The sequence below is a fragment of the Limnospira sp. PMC 289.06 genome, assembly GCF_032350395.1.
Classification (GTDB): domain Bacteria; phylum Cyanobacteriota; class Cyanobacteriia; order Cyanobacteriales; family Microcoleaceae; genus Limnospira; species Limnospira platensis.
This window is the reverse complement of record NZ_JARPLC010000071.1, coordinates 1-18390: the sequence shown is the minus strand read 5'-3', so window position 1 is coordinate 18390 and position 18390 is coordinate 1. Positions and strand designations below refer to the sequence as shown.

The following is an 18390-nucleotide window of genomic DNA, read 5'->3' as shown; positions in this document are numbered from 1 at the left end:
GACTCCTGAACCGACTCCTGAACCTGAACCCGAACCGACTCCTGAACCGGAGCCGACTCCTGAACCGACTCCTGAACCTGAACCCGAACCGACTCCTGAACCGACTCCTGAACCGACTCCTGAACCGGAACCCGAACCGGAGCCGGAACCCGAACCGACTCCTGAACCGACTCCTGAACCTGAACCCGAACCGACTCCTGAACCGGAGCCGGAACCTGAACCTGAACCCGAACCTGAACCCGAACCGACTCCTGAACCGGAGCCGACTCCTGAACCGGAGCCGGAACCTGAACCTGAACCGACTCCTGAACCGGAGCCGGAACCTGAACCTGAACCGACTCCTGAACCGGAGCCGGAACCTGAACCGGAGCCGGAACCCGAACCGACTCCCGAACCGGAGCCGGAACCCGAACCGGAGCCGGAACCCGAACCGGAACCGACTCCTGAACCTGAACCTGAGCCGGAGCCGGAACCTGAACCGGAACCTGAGCCGGAGCTTACAGTTGTAGGGTTTACTATGGAGGAAATAGAAGTTGTTGAAAGTGACGGTAATATTATAATTACAGTCGAAAGAACGGGAGACACAAGTAGTACAGTAACCGTAGATTATGCGACGGTAGATGATACAGCGATCGCCGGAGAGGATTACATAGCTAGTAGCGGAACCCTAATTTTTTCAGCAGGTGAAACCATCCAAAATATTGACATCCAGATTATCGATGATAATGAAGTAGAAGATACGGAACAATTTAGGATTGTGCTGAGTAATCCTACCGGTGGTTTAACTTTAGGCGATCGCGATTCAATAATCTTGAGTATTATTGATGACGATGTGGAGCCGTCAGTAATCGAATTTAGTGATGCCATTTTCAGTGTTAATGAAGATGGTACACCCATCTCCGAAATTACTGTAATAAGAAGTGGTGAAAGTCTTGGAGAAATTAGTGTTGATGTCATCCCCACTGATGGAACAGCTACCGCTGGGGAAGATTATATCAATAGTCCCATTACGGTGACTTTTGGGGATGGAGATACAACACCAAAAACCGTGACCATTCCTATTATTGATGATGACATCTTTGAACCGACAGAAACGGTGATTCTGAGTCTGAGTAACCTGACAGGAAGTGCGACGTTGGGAAGCCAAGAAAGCGCTACTCTCTTCATTGTTGATAATGACTCTACCAATAACCTGCAACTGGAAAGCGCAACTTATCTAGGAACACCTGGAAATGATAGTGCTAGTGCGGCGGTTATTTCTCCTGTAGATTCGGCTATTATCATTGCTGGAAACTTTGACGGTGTGGGTCAGATTAAACGCTTGGAGGATGGAAATACAGAGCCTTTATCAATTACCAACTTAGGGGGAAATGTTCGACATCTTGATGTAGACCGCGATAGTGGAGAAATAGTTGCTGTCGGTGATTTTGGGATTCGGGTTTATGATAGTACGGCTGCAAATATTTTGTGGTCAGACACGGGAATATTTGACCGAGTTTCGATTGCTAATAATGGTAATATTGCTACCCTAACTAATAGTAGCGATACGGTGACTCTGTGGAGTGCGACAGGAACCCAACTGGCTACTACTACCCTGACCGGAACTGATATCCGTCCCGCAGATATTGCTATTGACCCCAATGGCGATCGCATTTTTGTCACCGGATTTAATCAAGTAACTAGCAACTTACAAACCCCATTTTTACGCGCCTTTGATACCGGATTAAATCAACTCTGGAATACCTGGGATTATAGCGCCTCTGAAGTCACCGGACAGAATTTAGGTGCTGATACCCGTGGGGAACGGATTACCTTCGGACAAGATGGCGGACTCTATTTCCTCGGAAAAACTGATGGCGGAAATAACGTCTTTCAGCGGGATGGTCAAGACATCACCCAAAACCTATCAACTATGGTGAATGTTGATCAATTTAATAATTTTTCGGGTGCGGGTTCTGGGTCCTTTACTTTCCATGCTAAAATAGACCCCAATAATGGAGATATCGAACGCGGTCAATTTATTGTTACCCGCACTTCCACTGGTGCTAATAGTTTTAACCCTAACTCTATTACCGCTGATGAATTTGGACAGGTTTATATTGGTGGTGCTTCCGCATTCCAACTCCAAAATCGCGCTGATAAAACTATTAACGGTCAACCAGTAGGAAACTACACCCTAGGAGAAATGGCGGTTTTGGGACTTTCTCCAGATTATACAATCAGGAGATTCTGGAATCCACTAACCCAACCTGGTGACAATGGCTCAAGGGGAACTGTTAATGCTTTTACGGTTCGCAATGGTCAAGCTGTGATTTTTGGTACGGTTACTCAACCTGATGTTTTCACGACTTCCGCAGCTATTAACCCTAATGCTTTAGGTGGAAATGATACCTACTTAGCTACCTGGAGGGTTTAGTATAGATTAGGTGAAATTGGGCACAAATGAGGTGATGTCAGCACTATTAATTAATGGCTGACACCCTCATCATTCACCTGGCGAAACTATCCATAATATACCGATAATATAAGTTAGATGATATATTGACAAATTGCCTAAATTGTGGTACATTCGGCGTGTTGCTTGTCCTCCTGTTAAGTAAGTTGATGGAAAAAGCGATCGCATCTATAGTCAACAATTCCCCCATAGCCTAGGCTTGATATGGGGGGGGGTGAGCATCTCCCAGAGGGATATGGTTAGTACAATTATTAATTAATTTCCCGGTTGTCCCTTGCCTTTAGAGAATCGAGTTATAATCGAGTTTAGGCTGTAGAGTTTTGAGTATCTAAAGACTGATGGAAGATAAACTACTACGGGGATTAAAAGTACGATTAGCGGCAATTTTCTGATAATATTCACGCTCGATCGCAGTAAGTTCATCAGGTGGAACTACCAATAACTTGACAAACTGATCACCACGTCCGCCGCCCTTTGGTTTCGGCCAACCTTTCCCCTTAAGTCGGAGAGACTGTCCAGAGCGAAGCCCAGGGGGAATATTCATTTTCACCATACCATCAGGAGTAGGAACCTGAATAGAAGCTCCCAAAACCAACTCATCAGGAGTTACGGGAATTTCGCAGGTAAGATTATCGCCATCTAACTTAAAAAAACTGTGGGGTTGAATATCGACAATCAAATATAAATCTCCCCGTTGCTGGGTGTAGGGGTCAACCTGTCCTTGTCCCCGAATTCTAATCTTGCTTCCCGGTTTCACGCCAGGGGGAATCGAAACCTCACCACCGCTTATGCGGCGCTGAGTACCGTGGAAGGCTTCACTAAGAGTTAATGTTACCTTAGTCTCAAGATTAGAACCCGAATGAGAGGAAGAGGAAGAAGTAAAATCCTCAAATCCACCATAACCGGGTGATTTGGACTGATTGGTGCGATAGGAATAGCTACGACCGGCACCCCCAGGACTTCCCGGCGCGCGTCCTAATAGACTATTGATAAACTCATCAAAACTAGCAAACTGGCTAAAATCAAAGCCACCGACATCAGGATTATTAGCGCTATTAGTAGTTCCAGACCAACCGGAGTTTCCGGCTTGATGCCAATATTGACCAAAGCGATCGTACTTTTGGCGTTTTTCGGGGTCAGAGAGTACCTCATAAGCCTCATTAACCTCCTTAAAGCGGGTCTCCGCAGCCTTATTACCGGGATTCATATCTGGGTGATATTTACGAGCCAATCGGCGATAGGCTTTTTTAATCTCATCGGCGCTAGAATTTTTAGTTAAGCCGAGAACTGAATAGTAATCTTTATAATCTGTCGTCGGCATTATCTACTCTCCTACTGTTCTCATTTCGTGCTTTTGGGTGCGTCCGCACAATAACTTGAGTCTGAAAATCCAGTCTAATTCGATCCAGCCTAGCAGAGGATGCTAGGAAAAGCAGCATATTTATATATTTTGAATCTCAATGAGGCGATCGAAACCATCATTAAGGCTGGGAGGCGCGTCTGTAAGTTGGCGATACATTTGGAGAATCACCCCTTGAGGAACTTGGCGCGATCGCCTTTCATTGCGTGCTAGACAGACCTCTAGGGGAGTATTAACCCATAATCCCCCCACCGACTGAAAACCAAAGCCACGGACCTGAGCAATTAAATCTCGGCGGCGACGGCGTTGAGCATTAGTAGCATCATAAATAACATCAACCATATCAGCAACGGCCTGTTCAAGTTCCGCACAAATCTGAGCCCAGATCTGCAACCAAGGTCCTTGAACACTCTCATCACCAAATAAGCGCTGGCGAATTCTATCAGTGGAGACCCAGCGCTGAAAGCGCGAGCCTTGAGATAACCTTTCAGCAATAAAGGACTTCCCACTAGCAGGAAGCCCTATAATCAAGACAATTTTAGACATGGACTAGGGCAGATTGTTTATATGATAGGAAGGTTAAAATAGCCTCCTTTCCCTTAGTCAACCATAGAACTACCCAAAAGGTAAACCTAAATAATTGTCCCATCTTGAATCACGGCATTTTTCAAAATTACGGTTATTCCACCGCGAATGTAGAAGCCATCCTCTTCCCGTTCTGCTTCCTGAACATGGTCCTTGTTGATAATCTGGACATGGCGACCAATGCGAGCATTTTTATCGACAATAGCCCGGCGGATAGTAGTGTTGTTACCGATACCGATAGGAACGCTACCTTTTTCTAAACCATATTGACGTTCAGCAAAAGGTTGATAGAAATCTGACCCCATTAACATGGTGTCTTCAACGAGACTACCGGACTCGACACGAGAGCGCAACCCCAGCACAGAATGATCAATGCGACATTCCTTGAGAATGCAACCCTCAGCAATAATAGATTCAGTGATCTGACAGTCCAGCATCTTGGATGGTGGTAAGTAGCGGGAACGGGTATAAATAGGAGCGTTCTCGTCGTAGAAACTAAAAGCAGGTTGTGGCTGTTGAGTCAAAGCCAAGTTAGCTTCAAAAAAGGCTTCAATAGTTCCGATATCTTCCCAGTAATCGTTAAACAGATAGGCTTGAACATTATGATCCTTAGCGGCACCAGGAATCACTTCCTTACCAAAATCGGTTTGATCTGGGGCATCCTTGAGTAGTTTAAATAAAACATCCTTTTTAAAAACGTAGATGCCCATAGAAGCGATGTAAGGGGATTCGGCTGCCTCTTCCGGGGATAACCCCAAGGTGCTAGTATCCACTGCCATTTGTTTTAGGGCTTCTCCCTTGGGTTTTTCGCTGAAATCGATAATCCGACCAGTGCTTTCGTCAATCTTCATCAAGCCGAAAGAAGAAGCCCGTTTTTCGTCTACGGGTAAAACTGATAGGGTAATGTCTGCCCCTGTGTCGATATGACGTTGGACAAAATCCCGATAGTCCATGCGGTACAGGTGGTCACCGGAGAGAATCAGGAAATGTTCAACATCCCATTCTTCCATGAGCCATAGATATTGGCGCACTGCATCAGCGGTTCCCTGAAACCATTGGGGGTTAGTGACACTGGTTTGTTGTGCGGCGAGGACTTCCGCAAAGCCATCTGTAAAGCCAGAAAAGTTGTAGGTTCGGGCAATATGACGGTTAAGGGATGCTGAGTTAAATTGGGTCAGGATATAGATTTTCAGAATTTCTGAGTTTATACAGTTACTGATCGGAATATCGATCAAACGGTACTTACCGGCTAAAGGAACAGCGGGTTTGGCTCGCATTTTGGTTAGGGGGTACAAACGGGTGCCCGCACCGCCACCTAGAATTACTGCTAATACTTGTTTCACTTAAATTACCTCTCGACTGCATCAGTTCTCCCAAGTCTAAGTGTCCGACTCGATGGCAATCTTGGCAAGTAGCAAAGTTTAAAACTAGCCCATAGACTGTCTGGTTGGCTTGGCCTGACCGCCTAAATAGTCATGATCACGCCATAATCAACTACTGACGCACCTGTTTGAGAAGTGTTTAGGTTTTGCCAAGATGTTTTTGTAGTAGGCGATGGATGAATTGGTAGCGTGAGCCAATTTTTCTGAGCAACAGTAACCCGGTGGCATCATTTAAAAATTGGGCATAGTTCCAGGGTGCATCTCCTTCTCCCCATAGGACAAATCGCAATATCAGGCGTTCGATCGCCAATTTTAAGCTCAACCTTTGGTAGGTGAGGGCTAATATGATTCCGAGGATCATGGCGGCGATTAACAGTGGGAGCGATCGCCAAATGATTGCTAGGATCATCGCTGCTATAATTGACCACCAAATGCCACTTTCGACTATCTTCATGGCGAGATTATAGGCCCGTTCTTGTTCGGGGGTATGTAGCCAGGTTTTGGGAATGCGATCGAGGATAAAATCTTGCGTTTGTTCTTTTTCGAGGCGTTTGGCGAGTTCTGTCAACCAGTGGCGGAATTGTTCGGAGCTGTAGTTTTTGGGTGCATTACTATTATGATGGCGATCGCGTAAGGTAGAAATTTGATGGCGCAGATAGGCTTTTAATAAATACTCTTGTTGCTCATCAATGGTGTTTAAATGTTTCCAAGATGAGATTAAGATATTTTCATAGGCCAGGGTCATCATTGTTAAAAATAATGGCTTTTTGGCTAATTTTAATAACTGTGGTTCTTCTTCGATGTCATGCCAAAGTTCCCGACTTCTAGCATTCATTAAATACTTGTGTATCTGTCGATTAGTCAAGGGACGTAATAATATTGCACCATTTAGCTGCAACCGTGACTGGCATGGATGATAGGATTTGACGGTGCTAGATACTACTAAATGTAGGGGGGAGAGATGACTGTCTAAAAAATCATTAATATATTGAATACAGGATTCCCTATGATGTTCTTCGACCTCATCGAAACCATCCAATAAGGGGAGGATCTGGAGTTGTTCCATCCAGTAGCGTCCTGATTCGGGAGCGATCGCATATTTGAGGTGCATTTGCTCTACCATCCAATCGGAGATAGACTGTTGCTCAACTCGCCAAGATGATAAATTGAGCCAAATCGGCATAGGTTCATGTTCATCAGATAAGGCTCTCTCTACTAAGACCTTAGCCAGTCCCACCAGGGTGGTAGTTTTCCCGGAACCAGTCCCCCCCAAAATCAACAGGCGGCCATCAATGTGATCGAATACTTCAATAATTCCGGCATTAGCTGCTAATTTCACACTAGGGCGGCTGCCTATTTTCACTTCCACATCCCAAGCGCGCCTCATGCGTAGGGGGGGTTTTTCCTGGGCTAACTTGGTGAGAACATGGCGATGGGGAGACTGTAGCCGATATTGTCTCACCTCCTGTTTAACTTGGGTGAGTAATTGATGGCGTTTGGGAACTTGTACCCGAGTACCAGTTAATCTAGGCATTGAATAGAGTCAGGATTTGCGATCGGGACAGGAAATAATGGTTATGTTAAAAATACACTGAACTATGACTTTAGGGATAATTATCATGTTAAGTTTTAGGTTAGAGTCCTGAAGGATTGGGGAAGAGGGGGTAAGTTTTGATATATTTGGAATTGGGAACTCTGCAATTTTTGAAGATGATTTTTGTCTACCAGCGAGGTCTGTCCCATGTCCTTCAAACCCAAGCAATTGATAGTTGCCAGTGTAGCCGGACTGGTGACAGCAGTTATAGTAGCAGCGATCGCTATTCAGTGGCGATCTTCACAGGAAACTCCCGCCGCCTCACCTCAAGGAACAGTTACTGATTCCCCGGTTCCTAGTGCGCCAAGTCAAGCACCTGGGGTTATAGAGTCGCCACCAATTGTGGTGAGACCCCCGACAACTGGCTGCGAGATTACTATGGCAATTGTCCAAGACCCTGACCCTCCTTTAAATGTACGGCGCGCGCCTCAAGTTCAGGAAGGTAACATTGTTGGTCAACTACCCAATAATACTTTTATTTCGGTAGTAAATGAGCAAGACGGTTGGCTAGAAATTAGCGATCCGGTTCCGGGATGGGTTGCTAAAAACCGAACCCATAGCAGTTGTCCGAATGTCCGCCAACCGATTCAATTTTTACCGGGTGGTAATTCAGCTATTATCCAAGGTGAAATTATTGGCGGTGGTAGCCATAGCTATACCTTGGAAGCTGAAGCAGGTCAAACCCTGACAGTTACGGCGGAAAACTCTATTTTCCCCTATATTATCACTCCAGATGGTCAACTTTTAGGGGATGATGTTAATGCTAATGATGACCTAACGGAATGGACGGGAATGATTCCGGAATCGGGAACCTATACTTTCGAGCTTGACTCGAATTTCCGAGGTTTTACCTATGAGTTTTTGGTGAGATTAGAATGAGGTAAATGCTTTAATTTTTGCACAACACCAACATATCCTGATAACTAGCGGAACGACTCCGACGACACCACATCCCATAATCTTGGCGTTGTACTGATAGACCAGAATCCTTAATCCAATCCATTACTAATGCTTCGGGATGTGCGATCGCATCTTCGGGATTATCAGGATCATCGATAAAACTTTCGCCGACAGCATAGGCAAAATTCCGGGAACTGCGACCGGATTTAATCAAGGATTCGGTTTCATCATTTAATAGAAAAAACGTGCATAAACACCTACCACCCGGCTTTAACACTCGCGCTATCTGTTGTAAATAATTCCGACTGGCGGCTGCATATAAATGGGTAAAAACGGAAGTTAACAGCACAAAATTAAATTGGTTATTAGGGTAGGGAAACACAAAATTTTCGGCGGGAGTTTTGCCAGTGGGATTATAGCGATCGCTGTATAAATCCGCACATTCAAAATGAAAATTAGGACGGGTAGCACTAATCACTTGCTGACACCAATCAATCCAATGGGGAACAATATCAAACCCGTGATAAGAGGCTTGAGAGTTGAGATAATAAGCCAAACCATAAGCGATGCGACCGACCCCGCAACCCGCATCAAGAACCGCCTCTGCTGGTTGTAAATTGGCTTTATTAACAAAGTGTCCTAAAAAGTCCGCCGCCACAAACTTAAAACTACCACCGACCCCAACCCGATCGCTTTTTTCGGGAACCGGAAGCGAAGGTTCCAAGAACCCAAATAAAACATCACCTTCTCCCGATGCAAATATAGGAGTTAGCCTTACCAAACTATTGAATAAACCTGTTTGTTGAATCCAACTTAGGGGGATATAAATTAAAAATCTAGCCTGGTCAGCGTGATCTAAACTAGGAAATAACTGTTGGACATCCTGACTAATTAACCCTTTCTCTACCCGAAACTCAGGAACATCTAAGCCACCAATATTAATACGAAAATCCAGGACGGGACCACCTCCCCAGGAAGCAGACCAACCTTTAAGGCGTACCAGATCACCTTCTAAGGTAACTTGACCAAGACAGCCAAGGGTTTCGAGGCTTTTAGTTGCAGTCATAACCAGATGAACACTATAGAATAATGGTCTATCCTACAGCAGAATAGACCAATTATCGCATTTTCTCAGAAATCGAAAGTATAAACTTAATGGGGTGCTAAACTCTGATGGTATCTATAGGATTTATCTGGGGATTTCGATGTCTTCACTTTCATTATCTTCAGTTATTTCGGGGGTTATGGGTAGTTCTGGGAGCCGAGTATTTAAGGTGGTTGATACCAATATATATCCCAAATAAGCGGGGAGAATAATGGCGATTAAAAAGGCGAAACCTGTTAGTAAACCCATCAAGTTAAAACTAGACCCATAGGAAGACCGATAGGGGTCAATCAAGGCTACCTGATCTGACTGGGATGGTTGGTAATTGCTAGGACGACGAAAGCGAATGCGGCGATCGTCTAGTTTTTCCACCATTACCCAACCAGCGATCGCCTCTTCCTGACAAAGTTTTTCAAAGGTTTTAGGGTTCCGAAATAAATCTCTTTGAGCGCGAACAATTTTATATTCCCAGTCTTGATGATTAGGGGAGGATATCTGAGATTGAGATGATGCAATAGTGGTGGTGTTAGGATTATCGGAATCATAATGAGTCAAGATTTCTTCCTCCTCTTCATATTCTTGTTGTTGTTCATCCTGCAATTGACATAGCCAGCTTCCAGCGAGGACGGCTTCCACACCGAGGCTGCTGACCATCAAGCCTAAAATAACCACCTCATTCATAGGGCTTTACTCCCTGTAGTCTGGAATTGAAAAGCCTCTGGTAAGGCTCCAGACCAGCCATTCGACAAATAACCCTCAATTAGGTAATCTGAACCGATCGCTCGCAGGCTTACTGCTTCTAGGGATAAGGCTTCAGTCATTTGACTAAAGCCTAAATTACCGACCGGAGAGGGTGCAGCCTGTCCACCAATAATTTTAGGAGCAATAAACGCCAAAATCTTGTGAACGCACCCCTGAGTTATGGCTTCAGAGGCTAGACGACCCCCACATTCCCATAGCACGGACAAAAATTGACGCTCATAGAAATATGACATAACTTTAGCGGGTGTCAATGGTGCAAATTCCAGCACCTCTACCCCCTTTTTCCGCAAGTGTTCTTGGAAATCGGGACGGGAACCAACTTCTGTAAAAACTATGGTAGCAGCCTCGGAAGTGTCCCACAGTCGCGCTGATGATGGTAAATCTAAACTACGACTCATGACTACCCGCAACGGGTTGGGTTCCCCTTGACCGTGGGTGGTTAAGTGAGGATTATCTCGCCTGACCGTATTTCCCCCCACAATTACCGCATCACAGGCGACCCGTAGACGGTGGACTTCCTGGCGAGCGATCGCACCTGTTACCCAAGCACTATGACCTGTATCTGTGGCTATTTTCCCATCCAGGGTCATGGCGTATTTCAATATACCAAAGGTTTGTTTATAAATAATCCGATGAACAAATGCTTCGTTTAATTTTAAACAGGCTGATTCTTCTACTCCCACAATTACTTCTATTCCGGCTTGGCGCAGTTTAGCAATTCCCTGTCCACCTACCAGAGGATTCGGATCCACCATTCCCGCCACTACTTTAGCAACTCCTGCTTTAATTAACGCTTCGCTACAGGGGGGAGTTCTTCCGTAATGGTTACACGGTTCTAGGTTCACATATACTGTCGCTCCCCTGGCTAATTCTCCCGCAGACCGCAAGGCGAAAATTTCTGCATGGGGTTGTCCTGGTCCGGGGTGAAATCCCTCCCCGATAATTTGGTCATCACGGACAATCACACAACCTACTAGGGGATTTGGTGCCGTTTTTCCTAGCCCTTCCTTTGCCAGATTTAGACAATTACGCATCATCTGGCGGTCAAATTCTGAGACAGATTGAGCATTTGGTAAATTCATCAGCCGACAATTTTTGTTAAAGGGGTTGACAGGGGCTCAGGATTAATGATAGTATATTTGTATTAAGTTTAATAATGGAGCACTGCCTAAAATAAAAATTTTGCAACTATCCCATTATATTAAAAGTGTAGCGCAAGTGCCGCGAAAAAGCAACCCCCCTCCCCAAAAAAAAATTTTTTGCAACAAAACTTAATTTTTTTTACAAAAGTTAACATTAGGCGAGCCAGAAGGGGGCAAGAAGATTGTATACAAAAAAGCTGCCCCAATGTTAAGTCAGTTAAATGTTGGCGAAGGTCCCATGTAAGCCATAGGGGATATGGTGTTGAAGGTGTAAGGTAGCGATCGCATTTTTTTCAAGGTTTTTCGCATCCAAAATAACGACATCTGAGCGATGGTGTTGTGCATTATAAACGAGAGTCAATAACCAGCCATCATCTTCGGAGGTAGCATGAGGACGGGGAACAAAGACAGGTTCTCCGGTAAAGCCGTGTGGTGCAGCAGTCCAAAGTTGACGCAAACCGGTTTCCAGGTCAAACTTAATAATCGCCTGAAGGGGTGCATTTCCCTGGCTATTATGGGCGGCGGCGGAGTAGAGATATCGGTAAGGGCGACCGACAGAATTAGGGTGAGTAGTAGGAAACTCACAACAGCGAGATTCTATTAATTGACGCTGAACCTGTCCGGTAGTGAGGTCAAGGGTAAACCGCCAGAGTTGACCAGGTTCTAAGGCATTAAAATCAGTATCGCGAAAATTAGCTTGTGGGTCAACCCCTGGTAAAGATTGGTAACATATAGAATCAACGCCAATCTTATTTTCCTGTTCAAAAGCATTAGCATGATGGAAAACAAAGCCAGATTGAGCGTCAAAATGTCGGATATTTTGTCGTTGTGCGGGGTCACGAGGAATAACAATGATGCGGGTAGGTTGATTAGTTTGAAAATGCACACATTGTCCTGCGCCACAGAGTCCAAACAGATAAGGAAGGGGATTAAATTTTACAGGATTTTGGAAGAAAATACAGTAGTTAGGGGTGATGGCAAAATCATGGATAAAGGCAAATCCGGGGACTGTATGGGCGTATTTTTGTAGGAGGCTACCATGGCTGTCGAGTTCATAAATACGGATAGTGGTTGATAGTCCTGGTTTAATGGAAAAATTAACTAAACTTGGGGAACCGCCATTAAACTTAGAACTGGGGTCAATGCGGGGGTGGGCGGCGAAAGATTCTCCGGGTTCGAGGATACCGTTAAGGTTATCTAGCCCAATAGTTTCTAAGGTTTCATGGTTGAGATGATAGGGTAGGTCTGCTTCCCATAAGGCGAGTAATTTACCACCCCAATAAATGACTTGAGTATTGGCAATATTTTTAATCCGCAGGTCAAAGGCGTTGTGGAGAAAACCGCCGGGCTTTTGGGTTCCAAATACACCGCGATAAAGAATAGTTTTGGCTTGTTGTTCGTCTATATAGCCTTGGGTGCGGACATAGCGATTTTGATAGTGTGCTTGTCCGTCCTGAAAACGGATAGCGGAAATCATGCCATCTCCATCAAAGGGGTGATGAATGGGTAAGCCACCGATATCTAATAAACCGGGACCGTTACGGAATAGGGTTCCTTTCAGGTCTGGGGGGATTTCTCCATCAATATTGGTGATGGTATAGTTGTATTCATTGGGTTGAGACAAATAGCCTTTTTGCCATTCTTGGGGGTTATATGATAGTTGATTTTGGGAGGGTTCAGATATGGTATTTTGCATGATTCAATGATTTGGTTTAAGGTGATTAACTGAGAAATTATGGTTAATTGATATCAGACATCAGTTAGTAGATATATTTAGTATATATCAAGATGTGTGATAGGTCAAGATAGGTTGAGAATAGCAGGCATAAATCCCGCCGATTAGGTGAGGGGGAGGGAGTCGGAAAGGGGGATTGATTACCGATTCCCAGTTATTAATTAATCGGTGGTGACTAATTCGGGGACTAATTCTGCGGTTGATTCTAGGTTGGGTGAATGGATGTTATGGGTGTTAGTTTCGGCGGTGGTAGATGGTAGCCAGCGAATTAGGGGTAATGGTAAAAGGGTAGTTAAGTTAGTGATAATGACTAACAACCATAATTTATCGAAGTTAGTCTCGGTGACTCCTAATAAGTGGGTGAGAAGTGCGCCAGACTCGTGGGATAGGAGTCGGGAAAGGTTAGAGATGGACATTAATAGGGCGAAAAGAGTGGCTTCTACACCGGGGGGACATAGGCGGGCGGCGAGGACTAAAACAGGCATATAGGCGATTTCTCCGGCTACGGTGAGGATGAGACTATCTCCGAGGCTAAACCAGTGGTCGTCTATTCCTAGGGCGCGGTTGGTGTGGGTAACTAGGAGTAACATGGTCATACCGAGGGCGGCGGAGAGAAGGGTTGAGACTAGGAAGATTTTACGGAAGGGGACAGATTTAAAGAATCGCTGAAATAACCAAATACCGAGGAGGGCGGCGATACTGGTAACTAGGCGGACTCGTCCTAAAAACTCTGGTTGAAATCCTAATTCGTTGGTGGTGAAATAGAAAAAGGCTGAGTCGGCGGTGGGGGTAGCTTGCCACAAGAAGATAAAGGCAGTGGGTAGCCAGATGGATTTTTGGGTGATGGCAGCCCGCAGTTGTTGGACTTGGTGTTTGACGGTTTGCCAATTGGAGATGTTAGTAATTTTATCTTCAGCGATCGCCCATGCGACAACCATCACCAATAGGGGAAAGGTAGCGGTAATGAGGAAAACTGTTTCGGAGGTAAAGATTTCCAGGAGATAGCCGCTGAGGTAGGCGGTAATTAACCCCCCCAGGGCTGAGGAAGCCCAACAGAGGGATTGAAGGGAACCGATATTGCTGATAGACTCGTTTCGCGCCCTTTCTACAACTAAGGAGTCTACAATCACATCGCTGATAGCTACGGATAGGGAATTAAGGGCGATCGCAATTGTCGCGGTAATGGGATGATGAACGAGGGTGGCTAGGTAAACCCAGGAGAAAGTCCCCATTAAGCCGGATAGGATTAAATAGGGTCGGCGGCGATATCCAAAAATTGGCAACCCGTCGGACATAAAGCCGAATAGGGGTTTAATGACCCAGGGAATAGAGACTATTCCGAATAGGGCGGCGGTTTCGGCGGGACTCATGCCCAAATCATCTTTGAGGAAGAAGCTAACGGCGAGACGGGAGAGGCCCAAAATCCCTTGTACAAAGTACACGGTCAGAATGGCGAGCAATTCTGGGTTGGGTTCATTGCCAAATAGTATATGCTTCTTGAGCCATGCCTTGGTGTTGCCAAAGCCAACTGGGGATAATTGCATTTTGTAAACAAAAGTTAAGAAATTTCAATATTGATATCATAGCGAGTTCAATCAAAAACGACACAATGATGCGATCGCTTTAAGTCTAGGCAGTATAAATCACTATGGAAACAGCATTTGACCAGTGGTGGCATCTAATCTTAGGGGCGCTGTCCCTGAATGCAGATGCTTTTGTAGAAATTAATATCCTACCCCTAGGTAGAGGACTAGCCCTAACAATAGTGTTAGTGGCGGGACTATCTCAGGCTATAGGTCAATCGATTGTTTTATTTATTAACCGAGTCCGACCCTTCCGATTTTTGCTGAGTTTAGGAATGGCGGCGATTTTGTTTGTGTTCACGTTTTGGTTTTGGGCTGGGAGTATTTGGCTAGTTCACAATGCGATATTTAATAGTGGACTGAACCTGCAATCAACGATTACGACCCTAGGATTAAGCTACGCGCCGCAAATTTTACGATTTATAGTGGGTCTTCCGTATCTTGGCATTCCCATTGGTGTATTTCTGTCGATTTGGTCATTACTAGCGGAAGTAACGGCGATTAAAGTAGTAACCAATCTTGATACGTGGGCTACTTTTTCGTCGGTAGGGTTAGGCTGGGTGCTATTGCAGATATTACAACGAACGATCGGGAGTCCGTTGATGATTCTGGGTCAACAGTTAACTAACCTAGTGGCGGGAACCGAGGTAGTAACCGATCGCCAACAACTGACACAAATGGTGATGTCAGGTAACATAGAAACGATCGATGATGTAGGTAATGAAGTAATACTGGATGCTGCGACGCGCCACAGTCCAGAAACTATCAAACGCAACCGGGCGATCAAATTAATCGCATTAGGGTTAACGGCGTTTTTCGTGTTTGTGTTAATTTCCTCCCAGTCCCCAGGTTGGTTTAGTCGTTGGTACAATGCGTTAGAACAAACTTTGCAATTAGCGATCGACCTGACGACTATTAGCTTGATCGCGCTATTCTTTTCGATATTCCTAACTCCCCTAGAAGCCCTAAGTTGGTGGGCGGGATGGTATGGCGATCGCACCCTGAAATATACAGGAACCCCGATCAAAGAAATCGAGAACCCCAACAGCATTTCCCGTTATGTGATGTACCTAGATGGTATCAATCAAGGTTCCCATGAATACCTCCCGCAAGTTGAAAATATGTTCAACAAGCTGGCTGAGTCGTTACCTGATGATATTCTCATCGTCAAGGGAATCATGCCTTATAGTGTGACGAATAAACCGCTAACTTCAGACCGTCCCCTATCGTTTATTTGGCAAATCATTGAATCAATATCCCTGAAAAATCCGGCTAACCCGATCGCTTTTATTATCAATTTCCGCAATGTGGTTTCTGTGGCGATCGCCGCCGACCCACGCTATGGTCCGATTCAAAACCAAGGATTAGCTCAAGTAATTTATGATAGTCTAATTAGCTTTGGCTATCCCCTCGGTAGTGGTAAACCGATTACTTTGATTGGTTACAGTGGGGGTGGTCAGATGTCTATGGGTGCGGTCAGTTTCCTCAAATACAATATTAATGCCCCCATTGAGGTGATTTCTTTAGCGGGGGTAATTAGTGGGAATACCGGGGCTATGGTGATTGAACGACTCTATCACCTGGTGGGGGAAAAAGATCATGTAGAAAAACTCGGTCCGATTATGTTTTCAGGACGCTGGCCGATTTCGGTTCTTTCTAATTGGAATCGCGCCAAAAGACGGGGCAGAATTATCTTGATTTCTTTGGGTCCAGTAGGTCATAATGGCGATGATGGACCCATGGGGGATGCGCTGTTACCGGACGGACGGACGCACCTGGAACAGACGGTGCAAATTATTACGGGGATTCTCTGTCAAAATTGGGAACTCACGGGATTAGACCCGGAGAAGTTTATCACCATTAGCGAATATGAACGCTACAAGCAGGGGTTATTTAATCAAGTGGGTTATTATCCAATTCAACAAAGGTTAAATACCGATTTATATCACCCTAATTATACTTGGATAGGTCGGTTAATTTTACCAAGTCCAGATGAACGGGAAAGCCTGAAAGGGGTACGGCTGGAAATTTATCATGCTGACCCTGAAAATCAACATCGCATCGGACAGGTAGTAATTTTACGCTGGAGTGATGAACAGTGGGTTCAAAATTACTCGAAATTGTTAAAAATGGATGTTAATTTCTCGGAACAAGCGCGCCTTAGTGAACGACAGGGAAAGGTTCACCCTCACCGACTTGATGGCTGGGAAAATGTGGATCCTTTGGAGTCTTTGGCGGGGGCGAGACCTGATGATGATATGATTGTGGCACTTCCTGAACCAGTGGTAATTAGGGATACTGGGGAGGGTGTTCCGGTGGTGTATATTCAACGGGAACCGATGCAAATTTCGGGGCAGTTTTATGGGGTTGTGAGGTTTGTCAAAAACTTGGGTAATGACCTGTTTCAAGTTCGGCATTTTAACCCGTCTACAGGGGATTTTGATGGGGATGATGAGATAGTTTATATGCCGACGGTCATTCCCAATCGTAATGGGGTTTATTCTTTTAATAATCAGGGGGTGGAAGAGTCTCCGGTTAATGAGGGGGGATGGTATATTTATGGGGCGAGAAATAAGCAGGGTCGGTTTACGGTACAGGCGATCGCACCTCGGGAAATGTTGCGCCTAAGTCCTCAACGGGTGATTCATGGTCTGTCGCCATGCTTGGATTACTTGAGGCGTGATTATTTGGGGAATTTGAAGGCGGAAAAGGGGCAGATTAAAAATGTGTTATTATCTCCGCACAATGAGGGTCAAGATAATACTCAGGCGATTTCTCAATGGCGAGAAGGCGATCGGGCTTTGATGATGCACCTGTTTGGAGGTATTGGCGGAAATAAGGCGGAATTAGCGTCAATGAAGATCTATTTTGGGCATTTTGCTTTTGGGGTGGCTACGGTAAAACGAGACCCTTTGACGGGGGAGTTACGTTTTGCGATGGAGTACCGACAAATTTACACTAATAATACTGATGGTATTGTTTCTGGGGCGAATGCTTGGGAACATTATGGAGGCGATCGTCAATGGGGATGGTTGGGTGTGCGACCATTATGCGAAACTCTAATTAAGTTTAGCCCCCTCACCGAAGATTATGATTTTGATGGCATCAAATTCTCCCCCCTAACTGCGGTTATTCAGGAATTGGATATTATGGCGGCGCGTTATCGCGTCGGAGACGGAACCGGAAATACTTTTGTTAGTCCGGTTAATTCCTGTTGTCAGGACTCTAGCCAAGCCTTATATTCTTCTCTGCGGCGAATTTTAGCTGAGTTAGAATTAAATCCCCTCATTATTAAATGGTTGCGAGAACATCCTGATCATGAACAAACTCTCCGTTTCCAACAGTTAGCAGATTTACTGAATACCCTAGAACATTATTTAACCCCTATGGGAAAGGTACGCCCAGACTGGCGATTTAATGCGCCCAAATTGGGTGATTTGACTGTGGAAAATCCCGGCGATACTCTGATTAAAGCTTTGTCTAGTTGGCGGACTCTTCTACCTCGTTGGGTTCATGACCAAATAGCGATGATTTTCCTGCAATTTGGGGCTGATTTATGGATACTGATGACTAATCAAGTAGGTGGTTTTGACCCGGACATTGAACCAGTCGCACCTACAGATTTTCGATTGGGAGTCCCTCAAATTAAACCCGCTAAAAAGAATTGGTCTTAGGTAGTTGATTCGGTCTCTCCGTCTGGTGATTTTACCTGGGGAGACTGAACCCCTCCCCAAACCCATATATATGTCTTCACATTTTCCCAGAAGTAGGTTGGGTGTAGCGCAGC

General features: G+C 45.2%; 12 protein-coding genes (1 of these 12 only partly in view). 3 read left to right on the top strand and 9 right to left on the bottom strand.

The features are described 5' to 3' along the window. Positions 1-2416, top strand: partial view of a Calx-beta domain-containing protein gene (locus tag P5674_RS15060; protein WP_315670075.1) — the 3' portion only. 2087 nt of this gene lie to the left of the window's left edge; the window shows 2416 of its 4503 coding nt (coding positions 2088-4503); its start codon lies beyond the left edge, outside the window; the stop codon is at positions 2414-2416. A gap of 367 nt (positions 2417-2783) precedes the next feature. On the opposite strand, the gene P5674_RS15055 is transcribed toward P5674_RS15060, so the two are convergent. From P5674_RS15055 to P5674_RS15040, 4 genes are all read right to left on the bottom strand, one after another. After that, positions 2784-3776 carry a DnaJ C-terminal domain-containing protein gene (locus P5674_RS15055; RefSeq protein WP_006617054.1) on the bottom strand — a complete coding sequence of 331 codons (993 nt, stop codon included), beginning with the start codon at positions 3774-3776 and terminating at the stop codon, positions 2784-2786. 120 nt (positions 3777-3896) lie between these two features. After that, positions 3897-4361 carry an AAA family ATPase gene (locus P5674_RS15050; protein ID WP_006617055.1) on the bottom strand — a complete coding sequence of 155 codons (465 nt, stop codon included), beginning with the start codon at positions 4359-4361 and terminating at the stop codon, positions 3897-3899. A gap of 86 nt (positions 4362-4447) precedes the next feature. After that, positions 4448-5743, bottom strand: a complete 1296-nt coding sequence (locus tag P5674_RS15045; protein WP_006617056.1) for a glucose-1-phosphate adenylyltransferase — start codon at positions 5741-5743, stop codon at positions 4448-4450. A 178-nt stretch (positions 5744-5921) separates the two neighbouring features. Further along, complete coding sequence (locus P5674_RS15040) at positions 5922-7316, bottom strand: NACHT domain-containing protein (RefSeq protein ID WP_315670074.1); 1395 nt, start codon at positions 7314-7316, stop codon at positions 5922-5924. A gap of 207 nt (positions 7317-7523) precedes the next feature. Between P5674_RS15040 and P5674_RS15035 the strand changes: the two genes are divergently transcribed. Then, positions 7524-8255, top strand: coding sequence for an SH3 domain-containing protein (locus tag P5674_RS15035; protein WP_006621297.1), 732 nt, complete (start codon positions 7524-7526; stop codon positions 8253-8255). A 10-nt stretch (positions 8256-8265) separates the two neighbouring features. On the opposite strand, the gene P5674_RS15030 is transcribed toward P5674_RS15035, so the two are convergent. From P5674_RS15030 to P5674_RS15010, 5 genes are all read right to left on the bottom strand, one after another. Next, positions 8266-9342 carry a class I SAM-dependent methyltransferase gene (locus P5674_RS15030; protein ID WP_006670284.1) on the bottom strand — a complete coding sequence of 359 codons (1077 nt, stop codon included), beginning with the start codon at positions 9340-9342 and terminating at the stop codon, positions 8266-8268. Positions 9343-9465: 123 nt separating this feature from the next. Beyond that, entirely contained in the window at positions 9466-10062 is a 597-nt protein-coding gene (locus P5674_RS15025; RefSeq protein WP_006621295.1) for a hypothetical protein, read from the bottom strand. Next, positions 10059-11225, bottom strand: a complete 1167-nt coding sequence (gene ribD / locus P5674_RS15020; protein ID WP_006670283.1) for a bifunctional diaminohydroxyphosphoribosylaminopyrimidine deaminase/5-amino-6-(5-phosphoribosylamino)uracil reductase RibD — start codon at positions 11223-11225, stop codon at positions 10059-10061. Before ribD ends, P5674_RS15025 begins: the two co-directional genes overlap by 4 nt. A 277-nt stretch (positions 11226-11502) precedes the next feature. Continuing rightward, positions 11503-12981 carry a carotenoid oxygenase family protein gene (locus P5674_RS15015; protein WP_315670073.1) on the bottom strand — a complete coding sequence of 493 codons (1479 nt, stop codon included), beginning with the start codon at positions 12979-12981 and terminating at the stop codon, positions 11503-11505. A 200-nt stretch (positions 12982-13181) separates the two neighbouring features. Continuing rightward, positions 13182-14564, bottom strand: a complete 1383-nt coding sequence (locus P5674_RS15010) for a folate/biopterin family MFS transporter (RefSeq protein ID WP_315670072.1) — start codon at positions 14562-14564, stop codon at positions 13182-13184. Positions 14565-14668: 104 nt separating this feature from the next. Between P5674_RS15010 and P5674_RS15005 the strand changes: the two genes are divergently transcribed. Further along, a complete protein-coding gene (locus tag P5674_RS15005; RefSeq protein WP_006617233.1) occupies positions 14669-18277 on the top strand; it encodes a Yip1 family protein in 3609 nt (1202 codons plus the stop codon). Positions 18278-18390: the final 113 nt, after the last annotated feature.

Coding starts and splice junctions, on each gene's coding strand:
- P5674_RS15015 (WP_315670073.1), bottom strand. CDS start 12,981: ATGCAAAATACCATATCTGAACCCTCCCAAAATCAACTATCATATAAC.
- P5674_RS15055 (WP_006617054.1), bottom strand. CDS start 3,776: ATGCCGACGACAGATTATAAAGATTACTATTCAGTTCTCGGCTTAACT.
- P5674_RS15010 (WP_315670072.1), bottom strand. CDS start 14,564: ATGCAATTATCCCCAGTTGGCTTTGGCAACACCAAGGCATGGCTCAAG.
- P5674_RS15050 (WP_006617055.1), bottom strand. CDS start 4,361: ATGTCTAAAATTGTCTTGATTATAGGGCTTCCTGCTAGTGGGAAGTCC.
- ribD (WP_006670283.1), bottom strand. CDS start 11,225: ATGAATTTACCAAATGCTCAATCTGTCTCAGAATTTGACCGCCAGATG.
- P5674_RS15035 (WP_006621297.1), top strand. CDS start 7,524: ATGTCCTTCAAACCCAAGCAATTGATAGTTGCCAGTGTAGCCGGACTG.
- P5674_RS15025 (WP_006621295.1), bottom strand. CDS start 10,062: ATGAATGAGGTGGTTATTTTAGGCTTGATGGTCAGCAGCCTCGGTGTG.
- P5674_RS15030 (WP_006670284.1), bottom strand. CDS start 9,342: ATGACTGCAACTAAAAGCCTCGAAACCCTTGGCTGTCTTGGTCAAGTT.
- P5674_RS15040 (WP_315670074.1), bottom strand. CDS start 7,316: ATGCCTAGATTAACTGGTACTCGGGTACAAGTTCCCAAACGCCATCAA.
- P5674_RS15005 (WP_006617233.1), top strand. CDS start 14,669: ATGGAAACAGCATTTGACCAGTGGTGGCATCTAATCTTAGGGGCGCTG.